The 16,989-nt window shown below is 47.3% G+C and carries 13 protein-coding genes and 1 tRNA gene; 10 read left to right on the top strand and 4 right to left on the bottom strand.

All coding sequences use genetic code 11. The features are described 5' to 3' along the window. Positions 1-97: 97 nt before the first annotated feature. The 4 genes from NC980_RS04325 (at position 98) to NC980_RS04340 (ending at position 7,068) form a co-directional block, all read left to right on the top strand. The gene (locus tag NC980_RS04325) at positions 98-283 is read left to right on the top strand and encodes a hypothetical protein (RefSeq protein ID WP_190379887.1); all 186 of its coding nucleotides are present in this window, start codon (positions 98-100) and stop codon (positions 281-283) included. A 244-nt stretch (positions 284-527) separates the two neighbouring features. After that, entirely contained in the window at positions 528-4,163 is a 3,636-nt protein-coding gene (gene metH / locus NC980_RS04330; protein WP_190379888.1) for a methionine synthase, read from the top strand. Between the two features lie 172 nt (positions 4,164-4,335). Next, on the top strand, positions 4,336-6,429 hold the full coding sequence (locus NC980_RS04335) for a DUF262 domain-containing protein (RefSeq protein ID WP_190379889.1): 2,094 nt from the start codon (positions 4,336-4,338) through the stop codon (positions 6,427-6,429). A 63-nt stretch (positions 6,430-6,492) separates the two neighbouring features. Next, complete coding sequence (locus NC980_RS04340) at positions 6,493-7,068, top strand: Uma2 family endonuclease (protein WP_190379890.1); 576 nt, start codon at positions 6,493-6,495, stop codon at positions 7,066-7,068. 401 nt (positions 7,069-7,469) lie between these two features. Here NC980_RS04340 and NC980_RS04345 read toward each other — a convergent pair whose 3' ends face one another. Together NC980_RS04345 and NC980_RS04350 are read right to left on the bottom strand one after the other, a co-directional pair. After that, positions 7,470-8,663 (bottom strand): aminotransferase class V-fold PLP-dependent enzyme, encoded by a 1,194-nt coding sequence (locus tag NC980_RS04345; RefSeq protein ID WP_190379892.1) that lies wholly within the window; start codon positions 8,661-8,663, stop codon positions 7,470-7,472. Between the two features lie 5 nt (positions 8,664-8,668). Beyond that, positions 8,669-8,740: transfer RNA gene (locus NC980_RS04350), tRNA-Asn, on the bottom strand. Positions 8,741-8,871: 131 nt separating this feature from the next. Here NC980_RS04350 and NC980_RS04355 point away from each other — a divergent pair. The 4 genes from NC980_RS04355 to NC980_RS04370 all read left to right on the top strand — a co-directional run bounded on the left by NC980_RS04355 (position 8,872) and on the right by NC980_RS04370 (position 12,981). Continuing rightward, entirely contained in the window at positions 8,872-9,426 is a 555-nt protein-coding gene (locus NC980_RS04355; RefSeq protein ID WP_190379893.1) for a TRAP transporter small permease subunit, read from the top strand. Continuing rightward, positions 9,426-10,793, top strand: a complete 1,368-nt coding sequence (locus NC980_RS04360) for a TRAP transporter large permease subunit (RefSeq protein WP_190379894.1) — start codon at positions 9,426-9,428, stop codon at positions 10,791-10,793. Before NC980_RS04355 ends, NC980_RS04360 begins: the two co-directional genes overlap by 1 nt. A 68-nt stretch (positions 10,794-10,861) precedes the next feature. Further along, positions 10,862-11,935, top strand: a complete 1,074-nt coding sequence (locus NC980_RS04365; protein WP_190379895.1) for a dipeptide epimerase — start codon at positions 10,862-10,864, stop codon at positions 11,933-11,935. Next, positions 11,935-12,981 carry a DUF1611 domain-containing protein gene (locus tag NC980_RS04370; protein ID WP_190379977.1) on the top strand — a complete coding sequence of 349 codons (1,047 nt, stop codon included), beginning with the start codon at positions 11,935-11,937 and terminating at the stop codon, positions 12,979-12,981. The genes NC980_RS04365 and NC980_RS04370 overlap by 1 nt, the downstream gene beginning before the upstream one ends. On the opposite strand, the gene NC980_RS04375 is transcribed toward NC980_RS04370, so the two are convergent. Beyond that, positions 12,978-13,895: a DNA polymerase III subunit delta' gene (locus NC980_RS04375; RefSeq protein ID WP_190379896.1), complete on the bottom strand. Its 918-nt coding sequence runs from the start codon at positions 13,893-13,895 to the stop codon at positions 12,978-12,980. The genes NC980_RS04370 and NC980_RS04375 overlap by 4 nt on opposite strands. Positions 13,896-13,931: 36 nt before the next feature. Beyond that, a complete protein-coding gene (locus NC980_RS04380) occupies positions 13,932-14,144 on the bottom strand; it encodes an element excision factor XisH family protein (protein WP_190379897.1) in 213 nt (70 codons plus the stop codon). A 203-nt stretch (positions 14,145-14,347) separates the two neighbouring features. On the opposite strand from NC980_RS04380, the gene glpX reads away from it, so the two are divergent. Together glpX and NC980_RS04390 are read left to right on the top strand one after the other, a co-directional pair. Further along, positions 14,348-15,385, top strand: a complete 1,038-nt coding sequence (gene glpX, locus NC980_RS04385; protein WP_190379898.1) for a class II fructose-bisphosphatase — start codon at positions 14,348-14,350, stop codon at positions 15,383-15,385. Positions 15,386-15,519: 134 nt separating this feature from the next. Further along, positions 15,520-16,806, top strand: a complete 1,287-nt coding sequence (locus NC980_RS04390; RefSeq protein ID WP_190379899.1) for a glutamyl-tRNA reductase — start codon at positions 15,520-15,522, stop codon at positions 16,804-16,806. The last annotated feature ends 183 nt before the right edge of the window (positions 16,807-16,989 follow it).

The following is a 16,989-nucleotide window of genomic DNA, read 5'->3' on the forward strand; positions in this document are numbered from 1 at the left end:
TCTATTGTCAGGAACTTATGACAAAGTAATATTTTGTAGTCTTAGATACAGAATTTATCTGTTATATTAGTCATATAGACAAAAAGGAGAACAGAGTATGTCGATTCAAGATCAAGCACGGGCATTAATGGTGCGTCATCGTCAAATGGCGCGGAACCGCGAACAGTCCATGTTGACTCGTCAAGCAAATGAAATTGGAATGCCTTCAGAATCCGCGCAAGTGGTTCACAACAAAACAACGAACCTCGAAGGCTACGATCGCAGCAACGTCGGCTTAAGCTGAGCAGAAATTTTGGAATTAAAGTTAAACAGGCGTTCTTCAAATGAAGAGCGCCTTTTAATGTTGGGTTGAGTCTTAGTGGGGCGAATCAATTCGCTCCCTCCAAAAACGAAATAAATGTGTCAAAGTTAAAATATGTAGCTATTGTGAAGTGTCACGGTGGCAGCTTTTCTTCGTCACCAGATTCAACTTAAAAAGAGCTCAGGGTTTTTACTCAATCTGTTGTTTAGTTGCTGAAGTTTCTGTTATGAATAGTGCCTTCCTAACCCGCCTTCATAGTCCTGAGCGCCCTGTCATTGTATTTGATGGCGCAATGGGAACAAATATCCAGTCACAGAATTTAACGGCTGAAGACTTTGGAGGGGCAGAGTACGAGGGCTGTAATGAGTATTTAGTGCAAACAAAACCAGAAGCGATCGCCAAAGTTCACTGTGATTTTCTAGCAGCAGGCGCAGACGTAATTGAAACCGATACGTTCGGTACCAGTCCGTTTGTGTTAGCAGAATATGGATTGCAGGATCAAGCGTATGATTTGAGCAAAAAAGCCGCAGAACTGGCGAAACACTGTGCAGCAGAGTTTTCAACTCCGGAGAAACCTAGATTTGTTGCGGGTTCAATGGGCCCTGGAACAAAGCTGCCAACATTGGGACACATTACATACGACGAACTCAAAGAAGCCTTTACGATTCAGGCAGAAGGCTTGTTTGACGGTGGCGTGGATTTATTCATCATCGAAACTTGTCAGGATGTACTGCAAATTAAAGCAGCATTAAACGCAGTAGAAGCGGTGTTTGCCAAAAAAGGAGAGCGTCGTCCTTTGATGGTTTCGGTCACGATGGAAGTTCAGGGCACGATGCTCGTCGGAACCGATATTAGCGGTGTGTTAGCGATTTTAGAGCCGTATCCGATCGATATTCTCGGTTTGAACTGTGCGACCGGGCCCGATCGCATGGCAGAACACATTAAATATCTAACTGAAAATGCGCCATTTGTTGTCTCCTGTATCCCCAACGCAGGCTTACCCGAAAATATCGGCGGTCATGCTCACTACAAATTAACGCCTATTGAACTTCAAATGGCGCTGCATAAATTCATTGAAGATTGGGGCGTTCAAGTGATCGGTGGCTGTTGTGGCACTCGTCCAGACCACATCAAAGCATTGGCAGAAGCAGCCGCGACGATGACACCGAAGGAACGTAAAGTTCGAGTCAGTGAACGCGCTTGGATGAATGGTCAGGTCTTTGAATCTAAAACACCCAGACCAACGCTCGGATACACACCTTCAGCAGCATCAATTTACACAGCACAACCCTATGAGCAAGATAATTCTTTCTTGATCGTCGGTGAAAGATTGAACGCTAGCGGCTCAAAGAAAGTCCGCGAATTGTTGAATGTGGATGATTGGGATGGATTAATTGCGATCGCAAAATCCCAAGTCAAAGAAGGCGCTCACGTTCTCGATGTCAACGTCGATTATGTCGGACGCGATGGCGAACGTGACATGAAAGAATTGGTGTCGCGCTTAGTTACAAATGTCACGATCCCCCTGATGCTTGACTCGACCGAATGGCAAAAGATGGAGGCAGGGCTGAAAGTCGCGGGCGGTAAGTGCATTCTCAACTCGACCAACTACGAAGACGGTGATGAGCGATTCTTCAAAGTGTTAGAGCTTGCCAAGGAATATGGCGCAGGTGTCGTGATTGGAACGATCGACGAAGAAGGCATGGCGAGAACGGCGGAGAAGAAATTCCAGATTGCTCAACGGGCTTATCGGGATGCGCTAGAGTTCGGCATTCCGCCGCATGAAATCTTTTTCGATACCTTAGCGTTGCCGATTTCAACGGGGATCGAAGAAGACCGTGAGAATGCCAAAGCGACGATCGAGTCGATTCGGATGATCCGCGAGAATTTGCCGGGTGTGCATTTCATGGTAGGTGTCTCGAATATCTCATTCGGGTTGAGTCCAGCCGCTCGGATTACACTGAATTCTGTGTTTCTGCACGAAGCCACGATCGCAGGAATGGACGGCGCGATCGTCTCGGCAGCAAAAATTTTGCCGATCGCGAAAATTGACCGCGAACATCAAGAAGTTTGTCGGGATTTGATTTACGATCGTCGCCGCTTTGAAGGAGATATCTGCGTTTACGATCCGCTGACGAAGCTGACCGAACTGTTTGAAGGCGTGAGCGCGAAAGATGCGCGATCGAATAATACTTTGGCAGATTTACCGATCGAAGAACGCCTGAAGCAGCACATTATTGATGGTGAACGCATTGGATTAGAAGATGCGTTGAAGATTGCATTAGAAACCTATGCACCGTTGCACATCATTAACACCTTCTTGCTTGATGGTATGAAAGTCGTCGGTGAGTTGTTCGGTTCTGGTCAAATGCAATTACCGTTCGTATTGCAGTCTGCGGAAACGATGAAGTCTGCTGTAGCATTTCTCGAACCATTCATGGAAAAAACCGAGAGCAATGACAGTGGTAAAGGTAAGTTCTTGATTGCAACGGTTAAAGGTGATGTTCACGATATCGGTAAGAATCTCGTTGACATTATCTTGACTAACAACGGTTACAAAGTGATTAACTTAGGTATTAAACAGCCTGTTGACGCAATTATTGATGCTTACGTTCAGCATCAACCCGATTGTATTGCGATGAGTGGTTTGCTGGTGAAATCTACCGCATTCATGAAGGAAAATCTGGAAATTTTCAACGAAAAAGGGATCAATGTTCCGGTGATTTTGGGGGGTGCGGCACTGACTCCAAAATTTGTCTATGAGGACTGCCAGAATGTTTACAAAGGTCAAGTGATCTACGGTCGAGATGCGTTCGCAGATTTGACCTTTATGGATCGATTGATGCCTGCGAAGAAAGAAGGGTTCTGGAGTGAGACCGAAGGCTTTCAAGGAGATTACGCTCAGTTTAATCAGAAAGGTCGTAAAGCGATCGAACAAGCCGAAAGCGAATTGAACGGTGAACCAAAGCAGAAATCGGACGAACCGGAAGCGATCGATTTAGTGCGATCGGAGGCGGTCGCGATCGACGTTCCGCGCCCAAAGCCGCCCTTCTGGGGAACGAAGGTTCTCAATCCTGAAAATCTTCCGATCGATGAACTCTTCTGGCATTTGGATCTGCAAGCGCTAGTGGTGGGGCAGTGGCAATTCCGCAAGCCAAAAGACCAATCGCGTGAAGAATACGATGCGTTTCTGGCTGAGAAAGTTTATCCGGTACTCGATCGTTGGAAGCAGCGCATCTGCACCGAAAATCTTTTGCATCCTCAATTGATCTACGGCTATTTCCCTTGCGTTGCCGAAGGCAATTCCGTTCACGTTTACGATCCGGTTGTAATTGAGAAAGGCTTAACGCCTGAAGCTGCAACTCCGCTCGTCACCTGGACGTTTCCGCGCCAGAAGTCACTCCGCCGTTTATGCATTGCTGACTTCTTCCGCCCGATCGCCGAAAATCAGTTCGATGTTCTGCCGATGCAAGCCGTCACAATGGGACATATTGCCACCGAAGTGGCACAAGAACTTTTCAAAGCAAACAACTACACCGAGTATCTCTACTTCCACGGTATGGCGGTACAGATGGCGGAAGCGCTGGCAGAGTGGGCACACGCTCGAATTCGTCGCGAGTTGGGCTACGGTGATTCCGAACCCGATAACATTCGTGATATGTTAGCGCAGCGTTATCAAGGGTCGCGCTATAGCTTCGGCTACCCGGCTTGCCCGAATGTGTCTGATCAGTTCAAGCAGTTAGAGCTATTGGACACAGAGCGGATCGGAATGTCGATGGATGAAAGTGAGCAGCTTTATCCAGAACAATCGACGACGGCATTTATGGTCTATCACCCGACTGCGAAATACTTCAGCGCGTAGGAAGCGATCGATTTTAGGATTGGCGAGGTGCGATCGTCGCATTTCGCCTCCGAAATCTGACGATCGAAGCCTATAGACAATCTACTTACCCTATCTACTGAGTAAAAATTTACTCGTTTCAAAGAAGCTAAACTATCCTGTTAAAAGTAGATTTTAGGCAGGTAGCTACGAAATGAAGGCTGATAGTTACAAAATCTCAAAAGTCTTTAGCAGTGGTGGCGAAATTCACTACGTCCTGCCCCACTTCCAGCGTCAGTACAGTTGGGACAAGTCAAACTGGCAGACCCTGCTGGATGATGCGATAGCAATTTACGAAGAGTATAGCCCTAGCAAAGAGCCTGAACATTTTCTAGGCTCTCTCGTTGTCATTAATGATGGAACTAAAAATGGCTTTATTACAGCTTTCACCTTAGTTAATGGACAGCAAAGATTAACGACAATTTCTCTTCTGCTATGCGCTTTTCGAGATTTAATTGACTCAGCTGAATCAAGAATGATCAATCGAATTCAAAAGCTTCTAGTAAACTCAGATGCAGAAGGTGAAGCTTATTTCAAACTATTGCCAACGAACAAGTATGGCGATCGTCAAGCATATATCTCACTAATTCAAAGAGAAGCCCTCAGCGAAACCGAGTCAAAAATTCTGCTTGCATATCAATATCTATATAAAGAGCTAGACAAACTCTTTAAAGGTGCAGTAGTTGAGCCAGAGAAGTTTCTTTTGGTACTTTCTAATTGCTTTCAAGTTGTTTTCATTGAACTCAATAAAGATGAAAGCCCCTACAAAATATTTGAGAGTTTAAATGCAAAGGGAAAGCCCCTTTCTCAAGCAGATTTAGTGCGAAACTATGTCGCGATGAGGTTGCCTACAGCAAAGCAGGAGAAAGTATTTACGGAGCATTGGGAGAAGATTGAGAATCTGTTGCAGGAAAGTAGAACTGTTGGTAAATCCCGGATTGGTGAATTGACTGCTTTCCTCAGGCATTATCTTGCAACTCAATCGCGAGGATTGTGCAGTGAGGCACATACCTATGCTAGATTCCGAGATCGCTGTGAAATTCTTCACAGCGATGCAGAATTCATTCATGAAATTTCTCTATTGCGCCGCTTTGCTGAGCATTACAACAAACTTTTGCGACCGGAATACGAGAAGAGTTTGGAGATTCGCAGTGCGTTGTCTCGTTTGAATATATTAGAAATTCAAACTGCTTATCCTTTTCTACTCATGGTTTATGACGAGTATGAGCAGGGTATTTTAACGCTTGAACAATTTAAGCAAATCCTAGCGATTCTAGAGAACTACATGGTCCGGCGGTATGTCTGCCGGGAGCAAACAAATGACCTTAACAAAGTGTTTCCGTCTCTTTGGCGAGATATTCAAGATGAAGTGAATGCTGGAGACATCACATTTGTCGATGCGTTGAAAAAGATTTTGGTTTCTAAGAACTATCCAGCCAATCATCGAGTTCAGCAATCGATTCGCTCGATCAATATCTACGACGATCGTAGCCGCGAAAAGATTTGCTTAATTCTAGAGTCTATTAATCGGCATCTTTCAAAAGATGCAGAGGGATTCACAGTTCTAGACGGTAAAGCCACGATCGAACATTTGATGCCACAGACTCTACGAGAAGAATGGAAATTATCGCTAGGAGAAAATTTTGAGCGTGTTTACCAAGACTATCTAAATACTTTAGGCAATTTGACGTTAGTTACACAAGGATGGAACTCTGCACTATCAAATTCACCATTCTCACACAAGAAACAAATACTTGAAAAACATGAATTGCGGCTCAATAAAGACTATTTTTCTAGAGAAATTGATCAATGGAATGAGCAAACAATCCTCGATCGCGCAGAGTTCTTGTCAGAAAACATTCTTGAAGTGTGGTCAGCGCTGGGAGAACCAACCTCAATAGAAAAAGTTGTACACGGAAAACCAGTAGCAATTACAATCCTGGGAAATCGAATTGAGATTCCTAATAAAACTTGGAGGCAAGTTCGTATTCTAACAGTGGAGTGGATTCTGCAAAAACGACCACAGGACTTTTACAAGGTCAGGGACGCGATCGGTATTTTTGATGACAGCATTGAAGGCAAAAACTATCCGAGAGACTGGTATCGTCTCTCGAATGGTGTTTGGATGTATCACTCTAGCTCTGCTAAACAACACATCGTTTACTGTAGGCGAATCTTAGCAACAATTGGTATTTCTGAGCCTGATTGGAGTATCGATGAAGAAGAGGTTCCAACGTTGGTATCTTGATGCACAAGTTTGCGATCGCGCCTCGCTTGCTATCTTATAAGCAGCACATTGCAGGAAATTATTATGCAATCTACTGAAGTTGCACGCTACACACCTGAAGAGTACCTAGCTCTAGAAGAGACAGCCGAATTTAAAAGTGAATATCATGATGGAGAAATCATCCCAATGACGGGCGGATCACTGAATCACAACGAAGTTATCACAAATTTGTGCGCCTTAAAGCCTCTGTTGCGCCGTCAAGGATGTCGTTTCTTCCCTAGTGATGTTCGATTGTGGCTTCCGCAGTATCGTAAGTTCGTTTACCCAGATGTAATGGTGATTGAGGGTGAACCTGTTCTCTACCAAAATCGAGTTGATACCGTGGTCAATCCTAAAGTGATTATCGAAGTTCTGTCGAAATCAACACAGGACTATGACATGAATGACAAATTTAGATATTACCGATCGATTCCCGAACTTCAAGAATATATTTTGGTAAGCCAGTATTTTGCAGATGTGCAGCAATACACAAAAACAGATCAAGACTTTTGGATTTATCGCAGCTATGAATCGATCGAAAAAACTTTTAAATTTGGCACGATCGACGCTGAAATTACATTATCTAAAATCTATGAAGGCATCTCTTTTGATGCAGTTTAAAAACCAAAAGACGATCGCACATTCTAATGTCGGTAAGGCGTTAAAAGTATCCGAGTAGTGCGATCGTCGAAAAATTGTTTCTTATCAATCTAAATCTAATCTCGATGTTCTTGAGACTCGCAGCCTTGCATCAAACAGCGTTCTAGCAATGCAACGCGGTAATAATACGAATAGCGTCGCGGATTTAGAATTAACGGGCAAGCGATGTGAAAAATTGGCTGATTAAGATATTGCCAAAGCGGGAATCGAAGTTTTAACATGAGCAGCCATGATGAAAGTACCAAGTGAAGGGCGACACTGAGGAAGTTAAAACTTCGCCCCCTGAGTCGTCTACTGGTTCTAGAATGACAAACTTGCCCCCTAACTTTCCTGGTAAGGATTGCGGATTCTGCTTGAGCGCTTCACTCCCAAAGATCAGTAATTTTAATGAGAGAATCAGCGTGTAATAGGGACAGCAAAGATTTTCCTAGATACTCGTATTGCTCAGGGGTGTTGTAAAGCTGAGCAGAAATGCGAACTAACTGATGCGGGGCTTGGGGAAACGGTACGATCGGCACTTCGATCTCAAATTTCTCGAATAGCGCATCCTGGAGTTCAACATAAGAGCCATCGGGGAGCGGAATCGTTGACAGTGAGCCGACCATTTCTTCAGGACAAGGTGGCGCGACATCCAGCAGTTCACAAAGTCGAGTTCGAGCCGCGATCGTGGTCGATCGATTTCTCGCTCTCAGTTCTGCCCAGCCGCCCGGAAGCAGCGAACCCATAAACTCGATCGCGCCCTTAACAGATAAATAAGCCGTTGGATCATCGGTTCCCATCCAATCAAACTCAAGCTGAAACCGAGAACGATCGCGCCTCGGAGAATTCGCGCCATGACTGATCGTGAGCGGTCGAATCTCAGCTTGTCTCTCCTTTTTCACGTACAGAAAAGCTGCCCCTTTCGGCGCACACATCCACTTATGACAAGTCGAAGCGTAATACGTTGCGCCCAGTTCGGTTAGATTCAAATCCACCATGCCAGGAGCATGAGCACCATCGATGAGCGTATCGATTCCACGATCGGACAAAGCCCGAACTATCTGTGCGATCGGAAAAACCATCCCCGTTTGGCTCACCACATGATCAATTAAAGCGAGTCGCGTTCGATCGCTCACTTTAGAAAGCACTGCTTCAGTCACTTGCTCCGGGGACTCGATCGGATAGGGAACCTCTGCCACAACAACCGATGCCCCTGATCTCGCCGCCACAAAATCGAGCGCATTTCGACAGGCGTTGTATTCCTGGCTCGTGGTGAGAAGTTCATCGCTTGGAGAGAAGGTGAGCGATCGCAACACCGCATTCACGCCCGTTGTCGCATTCGGCACAAATACCAATTCCTCAACCTCTGCCCCAACAAACGCCGCTAGTGCTTCTCGCGCTTGATCCAATAGCCCTTCAAATTCGCGACCTAAGAATCGGAGCGGCTGCCGTTCTAGCCTTGCGCGAAATTCTTGCTGCACTTCTAGAACCGCGATCGGACAGGCTCCGAACGATCCGTGATTCAAAAATGTGCAGGTCGGATCAAGTGACCAAAACTGCAAAAACTGATTCTTCATTTAAACTCCCCAGACAGGATTCGAACCTGTGACCAATCGATTAACAGTCGATCGCTCTACCGCTGAGCTACTGAGGATTGCGCTCTCTTGCGAAAACAATAATAACAACAAAGCAGCGATCTTTGCAAGATATTTCTCAAAATTGCTAAATCATCAATCAGACAGCGGAGTATGGTCAAATGAAAAAACCGCGATCGAGGCAAGCTTCATGGTATCAGAACCCCCCACCCTTCACCGTTTACTCAGACTCTCCAGCGCGATCGACCGATTCAACGAAGTGATCGGACGCTTGACGCTTTGGCTCGTTTTGCTGATGGTTGCGCTCGGCGTGTGGAACGTCATTGGACGGTATGTGGGCAAAGCGATCGGGCAAAATCTCACCTCGAACTCTTTAATTGAGGGTCAGTGGTATGTGTTTGATTTGGTCTTTCTGCTCGGAGCCGCCTACACGCTAAAGCACGATGAGCACGTTCGGGTGGATGTGTTCTACAGCCGTTGGAGCCGCAAAACGAAAGCACTGGCTGATTTTTTAGGGACGCTGTTCTTTTTGATTCCGTTTTGTGGGCTGGTGATTTATTTTTCCTGGGGGACGATCGTGGAATCGTGGATCACGCGCGAAGGTTCTCCTGATCCGGGTGGCTTAGCACGCTATCCCATTAAAACGATGATTATTGTCAGCTTTACGCTGTTAATCGTGCAGGGCATTTCGGAACTAATCAAGAACTGGGCAATTTATCGCGGACATCTACAGGAGCGCGAGTAATGGACTTCTGGAATCAATACGAGATTGTTTTCGATTCGGAGTGGTTGGGGCCGCTGATGTTTGTTGGGGCGCTGGTGCTGCTGTCGTTTGGCTATCCGGTGGCGTTCGCGCTGGGGGGAGTTGCGATCGTCTTTGCCATTACCGGGATTGTATTAGGCGTATTTGATCCGGTGTTTCTCACGGCAATGCCTCAACGGATCTTTGGCACGATGTCAAACTATACGCTGTTGGCGATTCCCTATTTTATCTTCATGGGATCGATGTTAGAGCGATCGGGCATTGCAGAACGATTGCTCGAAACCGTTGGAATTTTGCTCGGAAAGTTACGGGGCGGTTTAGCCTTAGCGGTGGTGTTAGTCGGCGCATTGTTGGCGGCAACCACCGGAGTCGTCGCGGCAACGGTTGTGGCAATGGGACTGATATCGCTGCCGATTATGCTGCGGTATGGCTACAACAAAGAATTAGCAACCGGAGTAATTGCAGCATCGGGAACGCTGGGGCAAATTATTCCGCCGAGTGTGGTGCTGGTGGTGTTGGGCGATCAGTTGGGGGTGTCGGTCGGGGATTTGTTCGTCGGGTCGGTGATTCCTGGATTGATGATGGCGGGAGCGTTTGCGCTGCACGTCTTGATTGTGGCTTGGATTCGTCCCGATGTTGCGCCTGCCTTGCCCGAAGCAGTGCGGAAAGACTTTGGCGGAAAAGGGTTTTTGCAGCGGGTGTTTAGCGCGATCGTGCCTCCTCTGGTTTTAATCCTGCTTGTTTTAGGCAGTATTTTCTTCGGATATGCCACCCCGACCGAAGCGGGGGCAGTCGGAAGTTTAGGCGCGATCGTGCTGGCAGCGTTAAACCGCCAATTGAGTTGGGAATCGCTCAAAGGCGTGTGCGATGTGACGCTGCGAAATACCAGCATGGTTGTGTTTATTTTGTTTGGTTCAACTGCGTTTAGTTTGGTATTTCGGGGATTGGATGGCGATCGCTTTGTGTTTGATGCGCTGACAAACTTACCGGGCGAAGAAGTAGGATTTCTAGCGGTCAGCATGCTTGTGGTGTTTCTGCTAGGATTTTTTATTGATTTCTTTGAGATTTGTTTTATCGTTGTACCGCTATTTGTTCCGGTGGCGCGGGAGTTAAATCTGGATCTCGTTTGGTATGGGGTAGTGTTGGGCGCAAATCTGCAAACTTCCTTTCTCACTCCACCGTTTGGATTTGCACTGTTTTATCTTCGGAGTGTTGCGCCCGAAGGCGTAACCACTACCAACATTTATAAAGGCGTGGTTCCGTTTATTTTGCTGCAATTGTTGGTATTGGTGTTGATCATTGTATTTCCGGGAATTGTGGGATTCTTGCCGTCGATTGCAAAAACATAAATTCGGTGAAACACTGTCCATAGAATCGGTTTTACCAGTAAGCTGAACAGTGCTGCTTACTCAGGGCTATGCAAGTTCAGATTCAGACCTTCACAGTTCATAAACGGTTCGCGCTTAAAATTAGTCGCGGCACAACGGCTCAAACCACTAATGTCTGGATCAAAATTGAGCAGGATGGAATCGAAGGGTGGGGCGAAGCATCCCCGTTTTCGATCGGCGAACAACCGCAAACAACCGAAATCATTGCCCGTTCTTTGCAAGCGATCGCGCCTCTCTTCAAAGCGATTCATCCGCTCGAACGTCAGCGAATTGATCAGCTTTTGGCTCAATCAAAACTGCCTTCTGCGGCTCGTGCTGCGATCGATCTTGCTTTACACGATTGGTTAGGAAAGTCAGCCAATCTACCCCTGTGGAAACTGTGGGGCTTGGAGCGCGACCGGATTGTGCCAACTTCGGTGACGATCGGAATTAACACGCCTGAAGGTGCAAAACAACGAGTTAAAGACTGGCTTGGTCAAGGAACGGTCGAATCTCCCTGGCACGATATTCAAGCGCTGAAAGTCAAGCTCGGCAGCCCTGAAGGAATTGCAGCAGACCAAGCTATGTTTGAAGCGGTGCGAGAAGCGGCTCCAAACATTAATCAGATTAGTGTCGATGCGAATGGGGGCTGGACAGTTGAAACAGCGCTGAAGATGGCGCATTGGTTAAACGATCGCAATGTCACTTACATCGAGCAACCTTTAGCGAAAGGACAAGAAGCTGAATTACCTAAACTATTCAATCTTTCACCGTTGCCGATTTTTGTTGATGAGAGTTGTTTTGATAGTCGATCGATTCCAGCGTTGAGCGATCGGGTTCACGGTATCAATATTAAGCTGATGAAATCAGGCGGTTTGAGCGAAGCGCTCCGAATGATTTATGTCGCTAAAGCACACAATCTCCAAGTGATGTTTGGCTGTTATTCAGATAGTTCATTGTTGAATAGCGCGATCGCACAGTTATCTCCTTTAGCAGATTATCTAGACCTCGATAGTCATTTGAATTTGATTGATGATCCATTTGTCGGTGCAAGCTTTCAAAACGGGCGCGTCATTCCAAGTGATCGTTCAGGGTTAGGAGTTGTCCTCAGAGGAGAGAGATGATGCTGAGATCGAACGATCGGGTTGCAGTGCTTTTACACAAGGGCATTCAGGGCACACAGGGAAAAACAGGACTCACTTTTACTCGCTATCGTTCTGATGCAGTAGTTGCAATCATTGATCAAGACTGTGCAGGACAATCTTTTCGAGCATTAACCTCGATCGCGTGTGATGCCCCGATTGTAAGTTCGATAGTTGAAGCACTTAAGTATCAGCCAACTGTGCTGTTAATTGGAATTGCACCATCGGGCGGGGTGTTACCGGATGCTTGGTTAACAGAGATTGAGCAAGCGGTTGATGCGGGACTGTCGATCGTGAATGGACTTCATACAAAACTCACGCCCAGACTAAAAGATCGCTTACAGTCTGGACAATGGAGCTGGGATATTCGCCAAGAGCCGATCGGACTAAAAGTTGGAAGTGGTGCAGCGCGATCGCTCCCCTGCTTGAGAGTGCTAACCGTGGGAACTGATATGAGCATCGGTAAGATGTCTACCAGTTTGGAACTCGATCGCGTGGCTCAAAAACGGAGGATACGATCGAAGTTTCTCGGTACGGGTCAAGCAGGCATGATGATTTCCGGCGATGGCATTCCTTTAGATGCGATTCGAGTAGACTTTGCTTCTGGAGCCGTTGAACAGTTAGTCATGCGCTCTGCGGACTTTGATCTGCTCCACATTGAAGGACAAGGTTCAATCTTTAATCCCGCTTCGACTGCAACTTTACCCTTGATTCGAGGTTCCCAGCCTACGCATTTAATTCTGGTACACAGAGCCGGACAAACACACATCCGCAACTTTCCTCACGTCCCGATTCCACCCCTGAAAACTGCGGTTCAGGTTTATGAGTCATTTGCAGCGGCGGGTGGAGCGTTTGCACCGTGTAAAGTTGCGGCGATCGCGCTCAATACCGCTCATCTGGATCAAGAAGCAGCAGAACGAGCGATCGCACAAACTCAGACAGAAACAAACTTACCTTGTACCGATCCCGTTCGATTTGGAGCAGATCTGCTTTTAGATGCAATTCTGAATACTGAACCCGCAATCTAAGTGCAAAGCTCCATCCACATCACTTCCCAAACTAGCTGCGGTTGCACATAAGCCAGCAATTGTTCTTTTGCTTTCTCAAGCAATTGAATTGATCGAGAACTACGGCTCTGTGCCCAATACACCTGCTGCAAATAATCAATTAGCCAAAGCTGCGTTTCACCATCGATCGTTTTTGCGATCGTTCTTGCCACGGTTAAAGCTTGCCTCAACGACTTCGGAGGATTGACCACGGATTGAATCAGTTCTGGTGGAAGCGATTCGAGCGTCTGTTGATGAGCGATCGCCGCTCCCGGACTGCCTTGTGCTAAGGCTAACAATTGCGGTTTCGATAAAATCTCTGCGTGTCCCACTTGTTTCAGGACTTGCGCCATTGAATCAGTATCGAGTCGCGCAAACGGAATGCGTTGACAGCGAGACACAATCGTCGGCAAAACCGAATCTACACTGGTTGCTAATAAAATAATCGTTGCTCTTCCCGGTTCTTCGAGCGTTTTTAGTAACGCATTTGCGGCGGCTTCCGGCATCGTTTCTGCTTGTTCGATCACGATCGCCGATCGTCGAGCTTCTAGCGGCGGACGACTGAGAAACTGACTCACTTCCCGAATTTGCTCTAATCGAATCATCGGCGGCGTTTTGCGCTTGACTCCAGCCGCTTCAGCCTCGATCGCGCTCAGTCGTTTTCCTTGATGCAAGTAAGTCGGCCCAACCCAAAGTAAATCGGGATGATTGCGACTGAGAATCCGAGCGCGTGAAGACGACAACAGCGATTCGAGAAAGCATTCAGCCGCAAGGCGCTTTCCGATGCCCGCAGTTCCAGTGAAGAGATAAGCGGGCGCGAGACGATCGACTGCGATCGCTCGTTCTAACAGTTCAACGGCTTGAGACTGACCGATCAGGGTTGCAAAAGCAGACATGAGCTAGCGCAATGGTGAATGCTTAGTGTAATTCAATTAGAAGCACGTTGCACATGGTTTAGCTTTGCTGACCACAACTGCAATTTTTCGCCGATCTTGTTCAGCAATAATTAGCTTTTCTGCGCCGAGATCAAAGAAGAGACTGGTAAGGCCTGGGATCGGAAGCGTGTACGGTTCCTGAGTGATTGTCCAACTCTCCTTTTGCAGTGCGGTTTTTACAATGCCGTGAAAGCGGTCTTTTGCAAACATTACGATACGATCGCAATTCTGAGAAACTCATTTCCATCTCAATTTTAACTTGATGGCTTTTTGCCCATGATTTCTCGCTTAAATTCAGCTTGGCAAAACTTAATAAAGAGTCAATCCACTTTGAAGAACCGCCTTTTGGTAGGATTGATAACTGAGATTGCCCATCAAAACGGCGACAAATCAGCAGTTGGAGGACTTATTACGTGGAAAACACGCTTGGTTTAGAAATCATTGAAGTCGTAGAACAGGCGGCGATCGCCTCGGCTCGTCTGATGGGAAAAGGCGACAAGAATGAAGCCGATCGCGTGGCAGTCGAAGCGATGCGCGAACGTATGAATAAAATTTATATGCGCGGTCGGATCGTAATCGGAGAAGGAGAACGCGACGACGCACCGATGCTCTACATCGGCGAAGAAGTCGGAATTTGCTCTCAGCCAGATGCTGCAAATTACTGTAACGTCGATGAATTGATCGAAATCGATATCGCCGTTGACCCCTGCGAGGGAACTAACCTCTGTGCCTACGGTCAGCCCGGATCGATGGCAGTATTGGCAATTTCGGAAAAAGGAGGTCTGTTTGCGGCTCCTGACTTCTACATGAAGAAGCTGGCTGCTCCTCCGGCTGCAAAAGGAAAAGTAGACATCACCAAATCGGCAACCGAAAACCTGAAGATTTTATCCGAATGTCTTGATCGCTCGATCGATGAACTCGTGGTCGTCGTGATGAAGCGCGAACGCCACAACGACTTGATCAAAGAAATCCGGGAAGCCGGCGCACGAGTGCAACTGATCAGCGATGGCGATGTCGGTGCAGCGATTAACTGCGGTTTTGCTGGAACCAATATTCACGCGCTAATGGGTATTGGTGCGGCTCCTGAAGGCGTAATTTCGGCGGCAGCACTCCGCTGTTTGGGCGCACACTTCCAAGGGCAACTGATCTACGACCCGGAAGTTGTCAAAACCGGACTAATCGGAGAAAGCAAAGAAGCGAACATTGCTCGACTCAAAGAAATGGGCATCAATGACCCGGATAAAGTGTATTCTGCCGAAGAACTGGCATCCGGTGAAACGGTGCTGTTCGCGGGAACGGGCATCACTCCGGGTAACATTATGAACGGAGTGCGCTTCTTCAAAGGTGGCGCAAGAACTCAAACGCTGGTCATTTCCAGCCAATCGAAGACGGCTCGATTTGTGGACACGATCCATATGTTTGATCAACCGAAGATCGTTCAATTGCACTAATTGAGTGTGGGGAGTCGGGGTAGGGAGTGGAGAGTCGAGCGATAATAGTAGAAGCATCTGACTCCCCACTCCCACTTTCCCACTCCCCATCTCTTCTCCTTCACCCTGATCGACTTATTAGAGCGTCTTTTAATATGAACATTGCTGTTGTTGGGCTGACTCACAAAACTGCACCGGTCGAAGTTCGTGAGAAGTTGAGCATTCCGGAACCTGTGTGCGATAAAGCGATCGCACAACTCTGTAGCTACCCGCATATTGAAGAAGTCGCAGTCTTGAGTACCTGCAATCGGCTGGAACTCTATCTGGTGACTTCTGACACTGAACAAGGAATTCGCGAAGTTAATCAGTTTTTATCAGAACACAGTAAGTTACCGAGTGCGCGTCTGCGTCCCTATTTATTTACCTTGCTGCATCAGGATGCGGTGATGCACTTGATGCGAGTGTCGGCAGGGTTAGATAGTTTGGTGTTGGGAGAAGGTCAGATTCTCGCCCAGGTGAAACAATGTCATAAGCTTGGACAACAGCATCGCGGTATCGGACGCATTCTCAATCAATTGTTTAAACAAGGCATTAGCGCTGGAAAACGGGTGCGGACGGAGACGAGCATCGGAACGGGTGCCGTGTCGATCAGTTCGGCGGCGGTAGAACTGGCGCAGATGAAGGTCGATCAGCTTGCGGATCAGCGCGTGACGATCATTGGTGCCGGGAAGATGTCGCGGTTGCTCGTGCAGCACTTGTTGTCAAAAGGTGCAACCAACATTGTAATTTTGAATCGATCGATGGATCGAGCGCGAGAATTAGCGAATCTGTTCCCGGACGCTCATCTAAGACTATTGCCGATTCACGACATGATGGACGCGATCGCGCAGTCGGACATTGTATTTACGAGTACGTCTTCGACGGAGCCGATTCTCGATCGTGCCAGTCTTGAAGCCGTTCTCGATCCGAATCAGCCTTTGATGGTGATTGATATCGCTGTGCCCCGGAACGTTGCAGCCGATGTGAACGAATTACCGACGGTTCGAGCCTTTAACGTGGATGACCTCAAGGCGGTAGTTGCCCAAAACCAGGAAAGTCGGCGGCAGATGGCGATGGAAGCGGAAGCGTTGCTAGAGGAAGAGGTCGAAACCTTTGAAGCTTGGTGGCGATCGCTTGAAACCGTATCGACGATTAGCTGTCTGCGCGACAAAGTAGAAGCAATTCGGGCGCAGGAACTGGAGAAGGCGCTATCGAGACTGGGGACGGAGTTTGGCGATCGACATCGCGAGGTGATTGAAGCGCTGACCAAAGGAATTGTGAATAAGATTCTGCATGATCCGATGGTGCAATTGAGAGCGCAGCAGGATATTGAAGCGCGGCGGCAGGCGATGGAAACGCTGGAGGTATTGTTTAACTTGGATCGGCAACAAGCAGGCATTTAATCGAGACGATCGTCGGAGTTCAATCGGCTATCACAATCCTAACTATTACGATCCTAAATCGTGTTCCGACGATCGATTTCTTCTTGCTTAAATAGTTCTAGCGTACTAAAATCACCAGCGAAATCACTTTTTTGGTAGAGGAGTGATTTTCGGCAGTACACTAAGCTCTGTTTAAGGGACAAG

The organism is Leptolyngbya sp. AS-A5, from assembly GCF_039962495.1.
Classification (GTDB): domain Bacteria; phylum Cyanobacteriota; class Cyanobacteriia; order Leptolyngbyales; family Leptolyngbyaceae; genus Leptolyngbya.